The following is a 17,515-nucleotide window of genomic DNA, read 5'->3' on the forward strand; positions in this document are numbered from 1 at the left end:
CATTTCCTCCAAGTTGCGAAAACGGGTGGTTACAGAGTCAGGAAGCCGTCGTACAGGCCGTAGGCAGCCACCAGGGCGCCAAGGACCACGGCGGCGAAGATCAGCTTCTCCACGTTGGTAAAAATCGGTTGGCCGACCTCGCGCTTAGCCTTGGCGAACAGGATCACGCCAGGGGCATAGAGCAGGGCCGAAAGCAGCAGGTATTTGACGCCGCCGGCATACAGCAGCCAGACCGCGTAGAGCAGGGCGATGGCACCGATGACCAGGTCTTTCTTGCGTTCGGCCAGGGCCTGTTCGTAGGTTTCGCTGCGCAGCGCCAGCAGGAAGGCGTAGGCCGCCGACCACAGGTAAGGCACCAGGATCATCGAAGTGGCGAGGTAGATCAGCGACAGGTAGGTACTGGCCGAGAACAGGGTGATGACCAGGAAGATCTGCACCATGGCGTTGGTCAGCCACAGGGCGTTGGCCGGCACGTGGTTGGCGTTCTCGCGGCGCAGGAACTCCGGCATGGTGTGGTCTTTGGCGGCGGCGAACATGATCTCGGCGCACAGCAGCACCCACGACAGCAGGGCACCGAGCAGCGAGATGATCAGGCCGACGCTGATCAGCACCGCGCCCCAGTGACCGACCACGTGCTCAAGCACGGCGGCCATCGACGGGTTCTGCAGCTTGGCCAGTTCCGGCTGGGTCATGATGCCCAGCGACAGCACGTTGACCAGCACCAGGAACAGCAGCACGGTAATGAAGCCGATGACCGTGGCCTTACCCACGTCCGAGCGTTTTTCTGCCCGGGCCGAGAAGATGCTCGCGCCCTCGATGCCGATGAACACCCACACGGTGACCAGCATCATGTTGCGCACCTGGTTCATCACGCTGCCCAGGTCCGGGTTCATCGAACCCCAGATGTCAGCGGTGAAGATGTCCAGCTTGAAGGCGAACACGGCGATCAGCACGAACAACGCCAGCGGCACGACCTTGGCCACGGTCGTGACCAGGTTGATGAACGCCGCTTCCTTGATCCCGCGCAGCACGAGGAAATGCACGGCCCAGAGCAGCACCGAGGCGCCAATGACCGCTGCCGGGGTGTTGCCCTCGCCAAAGATCGGGAAAAAGTAGCCGAGGGTACTGAACAGCAACACGAAGTAGCCGACGTTGCCGAGCCAGGCGCTGATCCAGTAGCCCCAGGCCGAAGAAAAGCCCATGTAATCGCCGAAACCGGCCTTGGCGTAGGCGTACACCCCGCCGTCCAGGTCAGGCTTGCGATTGGCCAGGGTCTGGAACACGAAAGCCAGGGTCAGCATGCCGATGGCGGTGATGCCCCAGCCGATCAGAACAGCGCCTACATCGGCACTTGCGGCCATGTTTTGCGGCAACGAAAAGATCCCGCCGCCGATCATCGAGCCGACAACAAGTGCAACCAGCGCACCAAGTCGTAGTTTTCCGGGAGCGTCTGACATTGAATAACTCCGTACCAGGAGAAGAGATGGCGCTAGAATAAATCCAGCGGCGAAGTCATTAGCTGATTCAGGTCAGTTCATGAGGACATTCCATTGAGATCAGTGACTGAAACAGCCTCCCGGAGTATGCCGATCGCAGTGCTGCAAGCCTTGTCCACTGGCACCTCCATGGCCTTTTAGAGCAATCGCTCTTGCGGGGCTGTGAGAATTGAAGCTAGTCCGTTTTGGGGGAATCGCAAATTTTTCCTGAGAAAATATCTTATTGGCTTGAACAGGCGGAAATAGTGCACAAAACTCCCTATTTAGTTCGTCAGGCATAGACGCACAAGTTATGAGCAGCGGAAGCTTAGTGGTTTAATACATATGAACGCTTACACTCTGCATATATTTAACTCAGGGTGTACCTCTGGCGTTACAAACACGAGACAGAAGGGGATCTGCATGTCCGAACCTGGACAGAAATTGCGCCTGGGTGCGTTGATCGCCTTGGTGGTCGGCTCGATGATCGGCGGTGGGATTTTTTCGCTGCCGCAAAACATGGCCGCACGTGCCGACGTCGGCGCGGTACTGATCGGCTGGGGGATCACAGCGGTGGGCATGCTGGCCCTGGCCTTCGTGTTCCAGACCCTGGCCAACCGCAAACCCGAGCTGGATTCCGGGGTGTATGCCTACGCCAAGGCCGGCTTTGGCGAATACATGGGCTTTTCTTCGGCCTGGGGCTACTGGATCAGCGCCTGGCTGGGCAACGTCGGCTACTTCGTGCTGCTGTTCAGCACCCTGGGTTTCTACTTTCCGGTGTTTGGCGAGGGCAACACGCCGATTGCCATCGCCTGCGCCTCGTTGCTGTTGTGGGCGGTGCATTTTCTGGTGTTGCGCGGGATCAAGGAGGCGGCGTTCATCAACCAGGTGACCACCGTGGCCAAGATCGTGCCGCTGGTGATGTTCATCGTCATCGCTGCCGTAGCCTTTCGCGCCGACATCTTTACCCGTGACATCTGGGGCTTGAGCAACCCGAAATTCGGTGGAGTGCTCGACCAGGTGCGCAACATGATGCTGGTGACCGTGTTCGTGTTTATCGGCATCGAGGGCGCGAGTGTCTACTCCGGACGGGCGGCGAAGCGTTCGGACGTCGGCAAGGCCACGGTGATCGGCTTTATTGGCGTGCTGGCCCTGCTGGTGCTGGTCAACGTGCTGTCGCTCGGGGTGATGACCCAGCCGGAACTGGCCGCCTTGCAGAATCCGTCGCTGGCTTCGGTGCTCGAGCATATCGTCGGGCCCTGGGGTGCCTTGCTGATCAGCATCGGCCTGGCGGTGTCGCTGTTGGGGGCTTTGCTGTCATGGGCCTTGCTGTGCGCCGAGATCCTCTTTGCCACGGCCCGCGACCAGACCATGCCGCGCTTTCTGGCCCGGGAAAACGCCAACCACGTGCCGGCCAATGCCTTGTGGCTGACCAACGTGATGATTCAGCTGTTCTTGCTGATCACGCTGTTTTCCGCCGGGACCTACACCAGCCTGATCTACCTGGCGTCGTCGATGATTTTGGTGCCATACCTGTGGTCGGCGGCCTATGCAGTGCTGTTGGCGGTACGTGGGGAATCGTATGAAGGGCATCCGGGTGCGCGGCGCAAGGACCTGGTGATTGCCGGCACCGCCCTGGTGTATGCGATCTGGCTGCTGTACGCCGGGGGGCTCAAGTACCTGTTGTTGTCGGCGCTGTTGTACGCGCCGGGGGTGATCCTGTTTGCCCGGGCCAAGCATGAGCAGGGGCAGGCGCTGTTTACCACCTGGGAGAAGCTGATCTTTGCCGCCGTTCTGGTGGGCGCGGGGTTGGCGGCTTATGGGTTGTACAGTGGGGTGTTGAGCCTTTAATCAGGGCTGCGGCGCAGCCCATCGCCGGCAAGGCCGGCTCCCACAGTAGATCGGTGTGCAGCAAACTCTGTGGGCGCTGGCTTTGCCAGCGAGAGGCCCTCACATTCACCAACAGGCAGCAGCAGAACCCAGCTCACAAGCCCCTCGCTGCCAAACCAACGGCGCCCCTTCGACCAGCAGCGGCGCCTTCAGCCGCTGCGCCAGCCCCCAGGGCGTCTGCTCCAGCTGCGGGTTCAGGTCCGCTGCCGTCTCAGCCTGCAACGGCACATCCGCTGCCAGCGTCCCCTGATCGATCAACAGCTTTGCCGTGCGCGCCAGCGACAGGCGCAGGGTTGCCCCGCATCCGCTGCCCAGGCGTTCGCTGTAGGCCTTGATCGCCGCAGCCGCCATCAGGTACCCGGTGCCATGGTCCAATGCCTGCACCGGCAGCGGCACGGGCTGGTCGGCCTGTTGCCAGCGCATGCCTTCGCAAGCGATGCCGCAGCTCATCTGCACCAGGCTGTCGAAGCCCCGGCGCTGTTGCCAGGGGCCGCTCCAGCCGTAGGCGTTGAGGCTCACATCGATCAGTCCGGGGTTGAGCTGGCGGCGCTGTTCGCTGGCATACCCCAGTCGTTCGAGGGCGTCGGCGCGGTAACCATGCAGGAGAATATCGGCTTCACTGAGCAGGCGTTCAAACACCCGTCGATCATCCCCATCGTGCAAGTCCAGGCGCGCACAACGTTTACCCAGGGTCACCTCGGCAACCACCGCCGGTTCCTCCCAGCCTGGCGGGTCGATCCGCAGTACCTCAGCGCCGAAGCCAGCCAGCAGGCGGCTGGCTGTGGGGCCGGCGAGGATGCGGGTCAGGTCCAGCACCTTGACCCCGGCCAGAGGTCGGACGGCGTTACCGCTCCAGCGTCTGCTTGTAAAGGCTGGAGCCAGTTGGCGGTGAATCAACGGCTCGGCATTCACTGCCAGGCCCTGAGGGTGGGCCGACCATTCGGACCCGCTGCGCATGTGCGCGGCGCAACCGCCAGCGGTGACTATCGCGCTTTCCAGCTCGCTTGCGCGCCAGCGCGCAACCAGGTCGGCCATTTGTGCGCGGTCAGCCGCACGGCCCACTACCTTCTCGGCGGCGGCGCGATGATGAGCTGCGTTGGTATGCAGGCGAATCCAGCCATCCTCGGCGCGGTAGTCACCGGCAATCGGGTCCCACAAGGGCGGTGTGCTCCAGCCTTGCGGGCGCAGGCTGGTGGCGAACCAGAACGAGCTCAGGCGGCGGTCAACTTCAACGGCAGGCTGTTGCTCAAGCTGGCGCTGCAGCAGTTCGGCGATTGCCAGGCCACAGGCGGCAACGCTGCTGCTGGCAAGCGCGGTGACGGCGAAAGTCGAAGGCAGGGCGCCGTTGCCGCGAAAGCGCAGGGTATTGCGCAGTGCCGTTGGCAGCTGCAGTTCGGCGACAAGGGTGTCGAGTAGCGCGGTCATCAATGGCCCTCCAGCAGAAGGGCCATTGCAGACCATCAGCGGCGCCAGGTCAAACCCTGAACTGATCCATCAGGGCCATCTGCTGCGACGACAGGGTATTGAGCTGGCTGCTCACCTGGGCCGATTCGGCGGCCTGGCCGGTCAGGGTCTCGGTCACGCCACGGATCGCCGAGACGTTGCGGTTGACCTCTTCGGCCACCGCGCTTTGCTGCTCGGCGGCACTGGCGATCTGCAGGTTCATGTCGCTGATCACCGTTACCGCCTCGCTGATCTTGTCCAGCGCCTGCACCGCCTGGTGGATCTGCCCGGCGTTTTCCTGGGCTTTGCCGTGACTCGAATGCATGGTCGCCACCACCTCGCGGGTGTTGCTCTGGATGCGTTCGATCACCAGGCGGATCTCTTCGACCGAGTCCTGGGTACGGCGCGCCAGGTTGCGTACTTCGTCGGCCACCACGGCAAAACCACGGCCGCTTTCGCCGGCGCGGGCCGCTTCGATGGCGGCGTTGAGGGCCAGCAGGTTGGTCTGCTCGGCGATGCTGCGGATCACTTCAAGCACCGAGCCGATCTGCTCGCTGTTCTGCGCCAGGGTTTCCACTTCGCTTACAGCCTTGCTGACCTGTTCGGCGAGCACGGTGATGTCGCGGGTGCTGCGCTCGATGATCGCCATGCCGTCCTTGGCCGAGCGGTCGGCTCCGCGGGCGGCGTCGGCGGCACTGGCAGCGCTGTTGGCGACGTCGTGGGCGGTGGCGCTCATCTCGTTGGAGGCGGTGGCCACCTGGTCGATCTCGCGAAACTGCACCTGCATGCCTTCGCTGGTGCGCTGGGCAATCGCCGAGGACTGGTCGGCAGTGGCCCGGGCCTGGGTGATGCTCTGCTTGATCTGGGCGATGGTCGGCTGCAGCTTGTCGAGGAAACGGTTGAAGCCGCCGGTCAGCCGGCCGAGTTCGTCCTTGCGCGCATAGCGCAGGCGCTGGGTGAGGTCGCCGTCGCCGCTGGCGATGTCTTCGAGCATGCTGGCCACGCTGTTCAGCGGGCGGGTCACACCGGTAGCGGTCAGCCACATCAGCAACAGGCCGCCGAGACCGGCCAGGGTGGCGAACAGCACCACCTTGAGGGTGCCACTGGTGCGGGCGTCTTCGAGGGTGGCCTGCAGGCTGGTGGCGTCGGCCAGCAGTACCTGCTTGGGCAGGTCGATCAGAATGCCCCAGGGCTTGCTGTCGGCAATCGGTTGCACCGGGTTCACGGCGCGGATGGTCTCGCCTTGCTCAAGGATCAGCGGCTGATTGGCGGCCAGCTTTTGCAGCGCCGGCTGGCCGTCCTGGTCGATGCTCTTGCCGACCTTGCCGGCATCGTTGCTGTTGGCCGCCAGCAGGCCGCTGGGGGCGACGATCATCAAGCGCCCGGCGCCATTGAACAGCTCCTGCTGGGCTTTGGCGGCAGCGGCCTGAAGGGCATCGAGGGAAATATCAACGCCAGCCACGGCGATCACCTTGCCGTTGTGCAGCAAGGGCATGGTGATGCTGGTCATCAGCATCTGCTTGCCGCCGACGGTGTCGGAGTAGGGCTCGAGCAGGCAGGCGCGGGCGCTGTTGCGCGAGCAGGTGTACCAGACGTTGTACGGCGTGCCGCTGAGGTTGATTTCGGTCTTGTTCAGGTCGGCGTCGCTGATCACCGTGTTCAAGGCCTGGCCCTGGGCGCGGCTCCAGTAACTGGCGAAGCGGCCGCTCTCGTTGCTCAGGCGCTTGGCATCGTTGGCAAACGCGCTGTCGCCACCGTCCAGGCCTTCGGGCTCGAATGCCAGCCACACGCCCAGTACGTCGGGGTTGCGCTTGAAGCTGGTGGCCAGGCTCTGGTTGATCGCTTCACGCAGGTCGCCAGCGCTCAGGCCGCGGTCGCGGGCCAATTGCTGCAGGTCCTGGACCTGGTCGGCGAGGGCGGTGATGACGGTCTGGCTGTCGCTGAAAGTACGCCGCAGCATCTCGGCCTTTTCGCCGGCGCGGGCCTGTAGCAGGGCCTGGACGTTGCGGGTGAGCATGGTGGTGCTGGCGTCGCCGACCAGTTCATCGCTCTGGTGCGATTGATACAGGTTGATACCGACGACGAGTGCGACCACGCCAAGCAGGCAGAGGCCGGAGAGCAGGACGATTTTCAGGCGGATCGAGAGCGTGTCGAACATGGACGTACTCGCTAAAAGGCAGGCCGGTAGAGGACCGAGCCACTGGGCGGGCTCGGTTCGCTACATCCTTTTAGCGATAACAGTTCATCGGCTTTATAGCCTTAGCCATGAGTGCGCGCCGATGAACGGTCGACGAGGCTCAAGGGCGCGGTTTCTGGCCGCGACCAGATCCACAGGTTGCCCAGCGTCATGCCGGCGATGGCGAGAAATACCGGCCAGCGATGCTCCAGAAACACCAGCATCACGCCGGCACATAGCAGCATGCTGACAGTGGCGCTGACCTTGGCCCGGCGCTGGATTACCTTGCCGTTGCGCCAGTTGCTCAGGATCGGGCCAAACAGGCGATGGTTTTCCAGCCAGGCACTCAGGCGCGGCGAGCTGCGGGTGGCGGCCCAGGCGGCGAGGAGGATGAATTCGGTGGTGGGCAGGCCGGGAATCACGATGGCCACCAGGCCGATGCCCAGGCTGACGTAGGCCAGCAGGCCGAAGAGCAGGCGCGAGAGTTTTGAAGCGGCTGGGCGGGTCATGGGCTTGTCGGTGTGCACGGGCAAGGCCCGGTTACCACGAGGGTAACCGGGTACGGCGCATCAGGCCAGTTCGGCTTTAGGCGCAGTTGCGTAGGCGTGTTTGAGCAGCTCGGTGAAACGCTCGAAGGCGGCCACGGCGCCTTGCTCGGCCTTGGCTTCTTCTTCGGCGCTCAGTTCCAGGCCGTCGAGGATGCGGGTGAACTGCTTCCAGCCTTCGGCGCGGCCACCGGCCGGTTCGCCCAGGTGACGGGCACCGAAGCTGTCCGACAGGCCCAGGCCGACGGCACGCTTGATCAGGAACGCAGCGCCGAGCTTGGAACCTTCGGAAACGAAGATCCAGCCCATGGCTTCACCCAGGCTTGGGCGCTGCAGGGCGCCGGCAAAGTCGGCCGGGATCTCGGTGTTCAAGTCCGCCAGGTCCAGGCCGGCCTGTTCGGCGCGGCAGCGTGCGGCCAGATCCGGGACGATGGCGATCAGTGCCGGGTCGGTGTACAGCGCCTTGAGCTCGGACTGGAACAGGTACTGGGCAACCACGAAGCGGGCGAAGCTCTCGCGGGTTTCGAACGGCGCGTGGGATTTGACCAGGGCGTCGAGTTCGGTGTGCGGGGCGTGGGTCAGCTGGTTCAAACGCTGCGAACGCAGGCTGGCGCGTTCGGTGGTGGTAGCGGCGGTCATGGTGATTCCTTGCGAAATGGGCGTGCCTGATGACTAGACGAATGAGAAGACGCGTGACAGTAAAAAAACCTCACCTCAAAGGCTTTTCACGGGGCAAGCCCGCTCCTGCAAAATCTGTAGGAGCGGGCTTGCCCCGCGCTGCGGTTCAGATATCCCAGACCAGGTTGATGGCGAAATTGCGGCCCGGCATGGTCAGGCGGTCGAGGTTGGCGGGGGCGGTTACCGCCGCTTCACCGAGGCCGTCGTAGCCGCGCACGTCATCCCACTGCCAGTACTTCTTGTCGGTCAGGTTGTAGAGGCCGGCGTTGACCGTGATGTCGTCGGTGACCTTGTAGAAGCCGGTCAGGTCGAGCACACCGTAGCCCGGGGTGCGGAACTGCTTGCTGGTGCCGTCGGGGGCGAAGAAGGTGGTGTCGTCGACGCGGTTCTTGCGTTTGACCAGGGTCCAGCTCAGCAGCGCGCCGTATTGCTCCTGCTCGTAACCCAGGCCCATCACCGCGGTCAGCGGGTTGACGCTGTTGAGCGGCTGGCCGGTGTCGTCGTTGCGGCCATAGAGGTAGGCCAGCGAGCCCTGGGTATACAGGCCGTGCGGTGCGCCGAAGGCGTCGAGGTTCAGGCGGCCCTTGAACTCGGCACCCTTGATGGTGGCGTGCTTGATGTTGTTGGCTTCGAAGGTCTGGCCGAGGTTGCTGCCCTGCACCGCGTCTTCGTTGATGAAGTCGCGGTACTTGTTGTAGAACACCGCGACGGCGAAGTCACCGGCCTCGAAGTTGCCGCGCAGGCCGGTCTCGTAGCTCTTGCTCTTTTCCGGCTCGAGGTTGGAGTTACCGCGCACGCTGTAGCCCAGGCCCGGGTTCTCGAAGCGGCCGTACAACGCCTTGGCGGTCGGCGTACGGAAGCCTTCGGCGTACTGGCCGTACCAGGTGTAGTTGTCGTTGAAGGCGTAGGTCAGGCCGAACTTGGGCGAGACCCGATGCCATTTCTTGGCGTCGTCGTCGACCGGGTCGGTGGGGTTGGCGCCGACGCCACGCAGGAACTCGTCGGTCATGTGCGGGGTGAGCTTGGTGTAGTCGTAGCGCACGCCCGGCAGGAAGGTCCACTGGTTCCAGCGGATCTCGTCCTGGGCGAACAGGCTGTAGGTGTTGACGGTCGGATCGGGGAAGTCACTGACCAGCGCCTGGCTGTCACTGGTGCTGACCTGGCCGATGAAGCGGCAGCTGCCACCGACATTCAGGCAGGTGCCGGTGCCGCTGCGCGAGCCGGTGACCTTCTGGTGCTTGAGGGTGGTGCCGTAGGTCAGCAAGTGCTCGGTGGCGCCGACGCTGAAGGCTTTGTCCAGTTGTGCGTCGAACACCCACTGGCGGTCCTTGTAGGTGGTCTGGCGGTCACGGAACACCTGGCGACCCGAGGCGAAATAGAGCTCTTCGGTGCGCTGGTCGGTCTTGCCGATCTGGTAGTTCAGGGTCCACTTCATGTTGTCGGCCAGCACGCTGCCCAGGGCGAATTCGTGGTTGATGCCGAAACGCTCGCGGGTCACGGTATCGTTGCCGGTGCGGTCGCGGTACGCGTTCATCGCGCCGAAGCCCGGAATGAACGGCCCGCCCACGGCGCTCTTGAGCTTCAGGTCACGGTCGTCCTTGTAGTTCTCGTAAGTGAAGGCCAGGCGCGCGTCGTCGGCGTAGTTCCAGCCGGCCTTGGCGAGGATGTTGGTGGTGCGCACGTCTTCCGGGTTGGCGGCGGTGCGTGCCAGGCCGGTGCCGCCGTGGCTGCTGTAGGACTCGGTTTCATGGCCGTTGCGCTGGCTCAGGTGCAGCAGGCCGTCGAACTCGCCCTGGCGGCCGGAGACGGTGGCCGAGTTCAGCCAGCTTTCGTCTGCCGAGCTGTAGCCGGTCTTCAGGCGTGCGCCGACGTCCTGGCCAGGCTTGATGATGTCGTCGGGGTCGAGGGTGAAGTAGCTGACCGCGCCGCCAATGGCGTTGCTGCCGTACAGCACCGAAGCCGGGCCACGGAGGATCTCCACGCGCTTGACGATCTCAGGGTCGACGTAGTTGCGCTGGGTCTGGGCGTAGGGGCCGAAGAAGAAACTGTCGGGGATCGACACGCCGTCGATCTGGGTCAGCACCCGCTCACCGTCGATACCGCGGATGTTGTAGCCGTTCAGGCCGCTGCGCTGGCCGGTGCCGCTGACCGAAACGCCAGGCTCGTAACGCACCAGTTCCTTGATGTTGTTGACGTTCTGGCGATCGAGCTGCTCGCGGGTCTGTACGCTGACGGTGCTCGGCACCTGGCTGATGTCCTGGGCGCTACGGGTGGCGCTGACGGTGATTTGCTGCAGGGCGATGGCCTTGCTGGCGCTGCGTTCGATCACCACGTTGCCGCTGTTGAGCGTGCGGTAGCTCAGGCCGGTGCCGGCCAGCAGGCGCTGCAGGGCCGCTTCCGGTTTCAGCGAGCCATGCACGCCCGGCGAGGCGACGCCCTCGGCAAGTTCCGCAGAGAAGCCCACTTGCCAGCCGGTCACCGCGGTAAAGGCGTTGAGCGCCGACACCAGCGGCTGCTGGTTGATGGCGAAGCGGTAGTCGCCCATGCGCGGGGCACTGGCCTGGGCCGGTTCCGCGGCTAACGCCGGCAGGCTGCAGGCGCCGCTGGCGAGCATGGCCAGGGTCAACAGGGAGAGCGTGCAACGCTGCAGGCCGGGGGTACGTGAAGTGGCTGAAGATCGACGAGTGAAACCAGTGGACATCGAAAGCGCTCCCTGTCGCGCGAATGTTATAGGTGCTGGCTGATTCAAAAATAAGAATCAGTTGCATTGGCTATAACGAGACGTAACAGCTTCAGGGATCGCGTAAAAAAACTTTTGCCTCAGTTGAGAATCACCAGCGCCGGGTACTCGTGCAACTGTGCCGAGGTGATGTGGGCCAGGGCACGCAAGGTTTCCAGGGGCTGGTCGAGGCGGTAGTTGCCGGTGACCGCGACGTTTGCCAGCTGCTCGTTGCCGTTGATGATCCAGCCGGGGTAGTAGCGGCGCAGTTCGGCCAGCACCTGGCTCAGCGGACAGTTCTCGAACACCAGGCGGCCCTGGACCCAGGCCAGGTCCTTTTGCGCATCCAGGCGTCCGCGCTGGCCGAAGCCATTGGGCCCGACGCTGATGCTGTCACCCGCCGACAGGCGAATGCGCTGGTCGCTGCTGGCCTGCAGGTCGACGTCGCCGCGTTGCACCCGAACCTGGGCTTCGCCGTTGAGGTAGCGCACGGCAAAATCGGTATCGCGCACACTGGCACGCAGCGGGCCGGCCTGCAGTTCCAGCGGTGGCTGGGCGCCGCCGGGAACCTCGAAGTAGGCCTCGCCCTGCAGCAGCCGGGCCACTTGGCGGTTGTCGCGCAGGTCGCTGGCAAACGCCGAATTGGTGTTGAGCAAGACCTTGGAACCGTCGTCCAGCTGTACCCGCTGGCGTTCACCCACTACGGTCAGATGATCGGCCTGCAGGCGCACCGGCAGGTTGCCTACGGTGAAAATCCCCACCAGCAGCACAGCGGCCGTAGCGAGGGGTTTCCAGTGTGGGCGGATACGTGAGCGCAGGCTGCGGCGCTGTACCTGATGCAGTTGCCCGGCGGCCTGGCGCAGGGGCGCGCCGTTCCAGACCGCCTCGGCCTCGACATAGGCGCGGGCGTTGGCCGGGTCTGCCTCGAGCCAGGCTTCGAAGGCCTGGGTGTCTTGCTCTGACGCACATTGCAGGCGAATCAGCCAGTCCAGGGCCTGGTCCATGGCCCGGTCACTGGCGGTTTGGCCAGGCGGCGAGGGGCGAGGAGAGGGACTGTCGGTCACGGGTGGGTCCTTGGCGGGGCTGGCGCTTTTTTGCGAATGATCCGGGGTATCCATGGGGATGGCAAGGTTTTAGCTGCGATCCACGACGGGCTGTTTACTTCAGCCGGTCGGCTACCCCTACACAGATGGCCATGATCAGTTTCAGTTCCTTCTGAACCGTGCTTGCCGACACTTTCAGTTGTTCGGCGATTTCCAGGTAGCTGGCGCCATGCAGGCGGCTGAGGATGAAGATGCGCTGTTGGCGTTCGGTCAATTGCGCGAGGCTGACGCTCAGGCGCTTGAGCAGTTGTTCGGCGTGGGCGGCGTCTTCGGCACTGCTGCTGGGCGCAGCGACGTTGTGCAGGACTTGCTCGGGCACATCGTCGACCAGGTTGCGCGACTGCGCCCGGCGTGCGCGCAAGTGATCGAGGGCGAGGTTGCGCGCGGTCTGGAACACGAAAGGCTCGAGGTGCTCGATGGGCCGTTCGCCCAGGGCGCGGGTCACCCGCAGGTAGGTCTCCTGCAACAGGTCTTCGGCAGTACTGGGGTTATCCACCATGCGCTGCAGCGTACGCAGCAGGCTGACCCGCTGCGCGAGGAAAACGGCGTTGAACTGGGACTGACTCACAGCGGTACCCGACCATGGCGTGGCGAATGATAATGCTTATCATCAGCGCGTTGGTCAAGTACTGCCTCCGCTCCTGCAAGGGATGGTCCTAGCGGGCGTTGTGCAGCGCCAGGCAGTTATCCAGCATGCGGTTGGAGAAGCCCCATTCGTTGTCGTACCAGGCCATCACCTTGAGCATGCGCCCGTTGGCCCGGGTATGGTTGGCATCGAAAATCGACGACAACGGGTTGTGGTTGAAGTCGCAGGACACCAGCGGCAGGCTGTTGTAGCCGAGCACCTTGGAATGCCGGCTGGCTTCCTTGAACAGCGCGTTGACGGCCTCGGCCGTGGCCTCGCGCTCAAGGTTGACGGTGAGGTCGACCAGCGACACGTTGATCACCGGCACCCGCACGGCCATGCCGGTGAGCTTGCCGGCCAGTTCCGGCAGCACCAGGCCCACGGCTTCGGCGGCGCCGGTCTTGCTCGGGATCATCGACTGGGTCGCCGAACGGGCGCGGAACGGGTCGCTGTGGTAGACGTCGGTAAGGTTCTGGTCGTTGGTGTAGGCATGAATGGTGGTCATCAGCCCCTGCTCGATGCCGAACTCGCGGTGCAGCACCTGGGCCAGCGGCGCCAGGCAGTTGGTGGTGCACGAAGCGCTGGAGATGATCTGGTGCGAGGGGCGCAGGATGTCATGGTTGACCCCGTACACCACGGTGGCATCAGCCCCCTTGGCCGGCGCCGAGATAATGACTTTGCCGGCCCCGGCAGTAAGATGGGCGGCGGCCTTGGCGCGCTCGGTGAACAAACCGGTGCACTCGAACACCACATCGATGGCTTCGGCTTTCCATGGCAGCTCCGCCGGGTTGCGGATGGCGCTGACGGCGATGCGGTCGCCGTTGACGGTAATGCTCTCGTGATCGGATTCAACCGTGGCAGCGAAGCTGCCGTGGACGCTGTCGTATTTGAGCAGATGGGCATTGATCGCGCTGTCGCCCAGGTCGTTGATGGCGACGACCTGCAGATCCTGACGGTAGCCTTGGGTATAGAGTGCGCGAAGGATGTTGCGGCCGATGCGGCCAAAGCCATTGATTGCGATACGAAGGGTCATGGAGCTACCTCTGGGAGACCGGGTGAAGCCCGTGGCAATTGAAGTTTTGCTTCACTGCATCTGATTTTGTTGTTGGAATTACAAGATTATTCGTAAAAAAATAGAAAACAAGCCTTTTTGCTGGCAATATTTTATTCAATCTACAACGAGCGATCGGCCAAGCCGTTCCTCCCGCAACGCATCGCCCCTGCCATTGAGCCTAGGCCGCGATCGTTGATAAGGGAAACCGCCGCAGAGGTCGCAACCACCGATAGCCTGGAGTCCAGTACATGCATCCGCGCATTCTTGAGGTCACCCAACGGCTGATCGCCCGCAGTCGCCCCACCCGTGAACGCTACCTTGAGCTGATTCGCGGGGCCGCCAGCGACGGGCCGATGCGTGCCAAGCTGCAGTGCGCCAACTTCGCTCACGGTGTCGCCGGCTGCGGCAGCCAGGACAAGCAAAGCCTGCGGATGATGAACGCGGCCAACGTCGCCATCGTCTCCGCCTACAACGACATGCTCTCGGCGCACCAGCCCTACGAGCATTACCCCGAACAGATCAAGCAGGCGCTGCGCGAAATCGGCTCGGTCGGCCAGTTCGCCGGCGGTGTGCCGGCCATGTGCGACGGCGTCACCCAGGGTGAACCCGGTATGGAACTGGGCATCGCCAGCCGCGAAGTGATCGCCATGTCCACCGCCATCGCCCTGTCACACAACATGTTCGATGCGGCGCTGATGCTCGGCATCTGCGACAAGATCGTCCCCGGCCTGCTGATGGGCGCGTTGCGCTTCGGCCATCTGCCAACGCTGTTCGTGCCGGGTGGGCCGATGCCGTCGGGCATCTCCAACAAGGAGAAAGCCGATGTGCGCCAGCGTTACGCCGAAGGCAAGGCCAGTCGCGAAGAGCTGCTGGAGTCGGAGATGAAGTCCTACCACAGCCCCGGCACTTGCACCTTCTACGGCACTGCCAATACCAACCAGCTGCTGATGGAAGTGATGGGCCTGCACCTGCCGGGCGCCTCTTTCGTCAACCCGTATACGCCGCTGCGCGATGCCCTGACTGTCGAGGCTGCGCAGCAGGTCACGCGCATGACCAAGGCCAGTGGCGCCTTTATGCCGCTGGGTGAGATCGTCGACGAGAAATCCCTGGTCAACTCCATCGTTGCCCTGCACGCCACCGGCGGCTCGACCAACCACACCCTGCACATGCCGGCGATTGCCCAGGCCGCCGGCATCCAGCTGACCTGGCAGGACATGGCCGAGCTCTCGGAAGTGGTGCCGACCCTGTCCCACGTCTATCCGAACGGCAAGGCCGACATCAACCACTTCCAGGCTGCCGGCGGCATGGCCTTCCTGATTCGCGAACTGCTCGATGCCGGTTTGCTCCACGAAGACGTCAACACCGTCGCCGGCCATGGCCTGCGTCGCTACACCCAGGAGCCGTTCCTTGAGGCCGGCAAACTGGTCTGGCGCGAAGGCCCGAAGGCCAGCCTTGATGAGGCGATCCTGCGCCCAGTGGCACGGGCGTTCTCGCCCGAAGGCGGTCTGCGGGTCATGGAAGGCAACCTCGGTCGCGGGGTGATGAAGGTGTCCGCAGTAGCCCCCGAGCATCAGGTGGTCGAAGCCCCGGCACTGGTGTTCCATGACCAGCAGGCGCTGGCCGATGCCTTCCAGGCCGGCGAGCTGGAGCGTGATTTCGTTGCGGTAATGCGCTTCCAGGGGCCGCGCTGCAACGGCATGCCCGAGCTGCACAAGATGACCCCGTTCCTTGGCGTGTTGCAGGACCGTGGCTTCAAGGTCGCACTGGTAACCGACGGGCGCATGTCCGGTGCTTCAGGGAAAATCCCCGCAGCCATTCATGTCTGCCCCGAAGCTTTCGATGGCGGCCCGCTGGCGCGCCTGCGCGATGGCGATATCGTCCGCGTCGACGGCGTGGCGGGTACCCTGACGGTGAAACTCAGTGCAGCCGAGCTGGCCGATCGAGAACTGCCCGCACCACCGACCGGCAACGACCTGGGTTGCGGCCGCGAGCTGTTCGGCTTCCTGCGTACCGCCCTGAGCCCGGCAGAGAAAGGCGCCAGCGCCTTCACCTCGGCCCTGGAGACACTCAAATGAAGCGCGCACTGGTCGGCGATATCGGCGGCACCAATGCACGCTTCGCCCTCTGGGAAGACAACCGCATGCACGCGGTGCAGGTCTTTGCCACGGCGGACTACACCAGCCCGGAACAGGCCATTGGCGCTTACCTGGCTGACCAGGGCCTGGCCCGCGGCGAGCTGGGCGCGGTGTGCCTGGCGGTGGCCGGGCCGGTCGACGGTGATGAGTTTCGCTTTACCAACAACCACTGGCGGCTCAGCCGCCAGGCGTTCTGCAAAACCTTGCAGGTCGAGCAGTTGCTGCTGATCAACGACTTCACCGCCATGGCCCTGGGCATGACCCGCTTGCAGGCGGACGAGTACCGTACCGTCTGCGCAGGCACGCCTGATGCCAGCCGCCCGGCGCTGGTGATCGGCCCGGGCACCGGCCTTGGCGTCGGCACCTTGCTCAACCTGGGTGAGGACCGCTGGATGGCTTTGCCGGGCGAGGGCGGGCATGTCGACCTGCCGGTGGGCAATGCCCGCGAAGCGCAGATCCGCCAGCAGATCGAAAGCGAAATCGGCCATGTCAGCGCCGAAACCGTCCTCAGCGGCGGCGGCCTGCTGCGCTTGTACCAGGCCATCTGTGCCCTGGATGGTCAGCCTGCTCCGCTGCAAAGTCCGGCGGCGATCACCGACGCGGCGCTGGCCGGTGAGCCCGTTGCCCTGGCGGTGATCGAGCAGTTCTGCCGTTTCCTGGGCCGGGTGGCGGGCAACAACGTCCTGACCCTCGGCGGGCGTGGCGGGGTGTTTATCGTCGGCGGCATCGTTCCACGCTTTGCCGAGCTGTTCCTGCGCAGCGGCTTTGGCGCCAGCTTTGCCGACAAGGGCTGCATGAGTGGCTACTTCAAGGATCTCCCGGTATGGTTGGTGACCGCCGAGTTCTCCGGCTTGCTCGGGGCCGGCGTGGCGCTGCAACAAGCCGGCTGAGGTGTAGGCGCGGGCTTGCCCCGCGAAGCACTCACCCTGTTCAACAAGGAGTGATGCGTGAGCAAGTCGATATTGATGGTCGACGACGACCAGGACATTCGTGAACTGCTGCAGACCTACCTGAGCCGCGCCGGTTTCAGCGTCCAGGCGGTGGCCGACGGGCGCGGCTTTCGCCAGGCCCTGAACGCCAGCGACTGCGACCTGGTGATCCTCGACGTGATGTTGCCCGACGAAGACGGTTTCAGCCTGTGTCGCTGGGTGCGCCAGCATCCGCGCCTGGCCCAGGTGCCGATCATCATGCTCACCGCCAGCTCCGACGAAGCCGACCGGGTCATCGGCCTGGAGCTGGGCGCCGATGATTACCTGGGCAAACCCTTCAGCCCGCGCGAACTGCAGGCGCGGATCAAGGCGCTGCTGCGCCGTGCCGGTTTTGGCCAGGAGCGCAGTGGCTGTGATGTGCTGGCCTTCGATGACTGGCGCCTGGATACCATCAGCCACCGCTTGTTCCACCGCGATGGTGAAGAGGTGATTCTCTCCGGTGCCGACTTCGCCTTGCTCAAGCTGTTCCTCGATCACCCGCAACAGATCCTCGACCGCGACACCATCGGCAACGCCACCCGAGGCCGTGAGCCGATGCCGCTGGACCGCATTGTCGACATGGCGGTCAGCCGCCTGCGCCAACGCCTGCGCGACACCGAAAAACCGCCACGGTTGATCCGTACCGTACGCGGCAGTGGCTACCTGCTGGCGGCCAGTGTTGCGCCCGCGCACTGAAGGGCGCT

At 64.1% G+C, this 17,515-nt stretch carries 13 protein-coding genes and 1 pseudogene; 4 read left to right on the forward strand and 10 right to left on the reverse strand.

Annotated features, from left to right (window positions below; translation table 11 throughout):
* Positions 1-29: 29 nt before the first annotated feature.
* Positions 30-1,457: an arginine-ornithine antiporter gene (arcD, locus tag ABM562_RS07210; RefSeq protein ID WP_115088555.1), complete on the reverse strand. Its 1,428-nt coding sequence runs from the start codon at positions 1,455-1,457 to the stop codon at positions 30-32.
* A gap of 441 nt (positions 1,458-1,898) precedes the next feature.
* Here arcD (ABM562_RS07210) and arcD (ABM562_RS07215) point away from each other — a divergent pair, with 441 nt between their 5' ends.
* Complete coding sequence (gene arcD, locus ABM562_RS07215; protein WP_115088554.1) at positions 1,899-3,326, forward strand: arginine-ornithine antiporter; 1,428 nt, start codon at positions 1,899-1,901, stop codon at positions 3,324-3,326.
* 105 nt (positions 3,327-3,431) lie between these two features.
* Here arcD (ABM562_RS07215) and ABM562_RS07220 read toward each other — a convergent pair whose 3' ends face one another.
* From ABM562_RS07220 to gap, 9 genes and pseudogenes are all read right to left on the reverse strand, one after another.
* Positions 3,432-4,790 carry a CoA transferase gene (locus tag ABM562_RS07220; protein ID WP_258578820.1) on the reverse strand — a complete coding sequence of 453 codons (1,359 nt, stop codon included), beginning with the start codon at positions 4,788-4,790 and terminating at the stop codon, positions 3,432-3,434.
* A 49-nt stretch (positions 4,791-4,839) separates the two neighbouring features.
* Entirely contained in the window at positions 4,840-5,595 is a 756-nt protein-coding gene (locus ABM562_RS07225) for a methyl-accepting chemotaxis protein (RefSeq protein WP_415842535.1), read from the reverse strand.
* Between the two features lie 102 nt (positions 5,596-5,697).
* Positions 5,698-6,966, reverse strand: a pseudogene (locus tag ABM562_RS07230) (PDC sensor domain-containing protein); the annotation flags it as partial.
* 101 nt (positions 6,967-7,067) lie between these two features.
* On the reverse strand, positions 7,068-7,493 hold the full coding sequence (locus ABM562_RS07235; protein ID WP_115088882.1) for a YbaN family protein: 426 nt from the start codon (positions 7,491-7,493) through the stop codon (positions 7,068-7,070).
* Positions 7,494-7,553: 60 nt separating this feature from the next.
* A complete protein-coding gene (locus ABM562_RS07240; RefSeq protein ID WP_115088551.1) occupies positions 7,554-8,168 on the reverse strand; it encodes a biliverdin-producing heme oxygenase in 615 nt (204 codons plus the stop codon).
* A gap of 145 nt (positions 8,169-8,313) precedes the next feature.
* Entirely contained in the window at positions 8,314-10,908 is a 2,595-nt protein-coding gene (locus tag ABM562_RS07245; RefSeq protein WP_460421276.1) for a TonB-dependent receptor, read from the reverse strand.
* 119 nt (positions 10,909-11,027) lie between these two features.
* Positions 11,028-11,990, reverse strand: coding sequence for a FecR family protein (locus ABM562_RS07250; RefSeq protein WP_460421278.1), 963 nt, complete (start codon positions 11,988-11,990; stop codon positions 11,028-11,030).
* A 94-nt stretch (positions 11,991-12,084) separates the two neighbouring features.
* Positions 12,085-12,597 (reverse strand): RNA polymerase sigma factor, encoded by a 513-nt coding sequence (locus tag ABM562_RS07255; RefSeq protein ID WP_115088549.1) that lies wholly within the window; start codon positions 12,595-12,597, stop codon positions 12,085-12,087.
* An 88-nt stretch (positions 12,598-12,685) separates the two neighbouring features.
* Entirely contained in the window at positions 12,686-13,687 is a 1,002-nt protein-coding gene (gene gap / locus ABM562_RS07260; RefSeq protein ID WP_115088548.1) for a type I glyceraldehyde-3-phosphate dehydrogenase, read from the reverse strand.
* A gap of 269 nt (positions 13,688-13,956) precedes the next feature.
* On the opposite strand from gap, the gene edd reads away from it, so the two are divergent.
* The 3 genes from edd to ABM562_RS07275 all read left to right on the forward strand — a co-directional run bounded on the left by edd (position 13,957) and on the right by ABM562_RS07275 (position 17,507).
* Positions 13,957-15,783 (forward strand): phosphogluconate dehydratase, encoded by a 1,827-nt coding sequence (gene edd / locus ABM562_RS07265; RefSeq protein ID WP_134064132.1) that lies wholly within the window; start codon positions 13,957-13,959, stop codon positions 15,781-15,783.
* Entirely contained in the window at positions 15,780-16,733 is a 954-nt protein-coding gene (locus ABM562_RS07270) for a glucokinase (protein ID WP_115088546.1), read from the forward strand. Before edd ends, ABM562_RS07270 begins: the two co-directional genes overlap by 4 nt.
* Before the next feature lie 75 nt (positions 16,734-16,808).
* Positions 16,809-17,507, forward strand: coding sequence for a response regulator (locus tag ABM562_RS07275; protein WP_460421327.1), 699 nt, complete (start codon positions 16,809-16,811; stop codon positions 17,505-17,507).
* Positions 17,508-17,515: the final 8 nt, after the last annotated feature.

Source organism: Pseudomonas sp. ZL2 (genome assembly GCF_054788455.1).

What these genes read in the sequence shown, in the direction of transcription:
- arcD (WP_115088555.1), bottom strand. Translation starts at nt 1,457, where the DNA reads ATGTCAGACGCTCCCGGAAAACTACGACTTGGTGCGCTGGTTGCACTT.
- arcD (WP_115088554.1), top strand. Translation starts at nt 1,899, where the DNA reads ATGTCCGAACCTGGACAGAAATTGCGCCTGGGTGCGTTGATCGCCTTG.
- ABM562_RS07220 (WP_258578820.1), bottom strand. Translation starts at nt 4,790, where the DNA reads ATGACCGCGCTACTCGACACCCTTGTCGCCGAACTGCAGCTGCCAACG.
- ABM562_RS07225 (WP_415842535.1), bottom strand. Translation starts at nt 5,595, where the DNA reads ATGCAGGTGCAGTTTCGCGAGATCGACCAGGTGGCCACCGCCTCCAAC.
- ABM562_RS07235 (WP_115088882.1), bottom strand. Translation starts at nt 7,493, where the DNA reads ATGACCCGCCCAGCCGCTTCAAAACTCTCGCGCCTGCTCTTCGGCCTG.
- ABM562_RS07240 (WP_115088551.1), bottom strand. Translation starts at nt 8,168, where the DNA reads ATGACCGCCGCTACCACCACCGAACGCGCCAGCCTGCGTTCGCAGCGT.
- ABM562_RS07245 (WP_460421276.1), bottom strand. Translation starts at nt 10,908, where the DNA reads ATGTCCACTGGTTTCACTCGTCGATCTTCAGCCACTTCACGTACCCCC.
- gap (WP_115088548.1), bottom strand. Translation starts at nt 13,687, where the DNA reads ATGACCCTTCGTATCGCAATCAATGGCTTTGGCCGCATCGGCCGCAAC.
- edd (WP_134064132.1), top strand. Translation starts at nt 13,957, where the DNA reads ATGCATCCGCGCATTCTTGAGGTCACCCAACGGCTGATCGCCCGCAGT.
- ABM562_RS07270 (WP_115088546.1), top strand. Translation starts at nt 15,780, where the DNA reads ATGAAGCGCGCACTGGTCGGCGATATCGGCGGCACCAATGCACGCTTC.
- ABM562_RS07275 (WP_460421327.1), top strand. Translation starts at nt 16,809, where the DNA reads ATGGTCGACGACGACCAGGACATTCGTGAACTGCTGCAGACCTACCTG.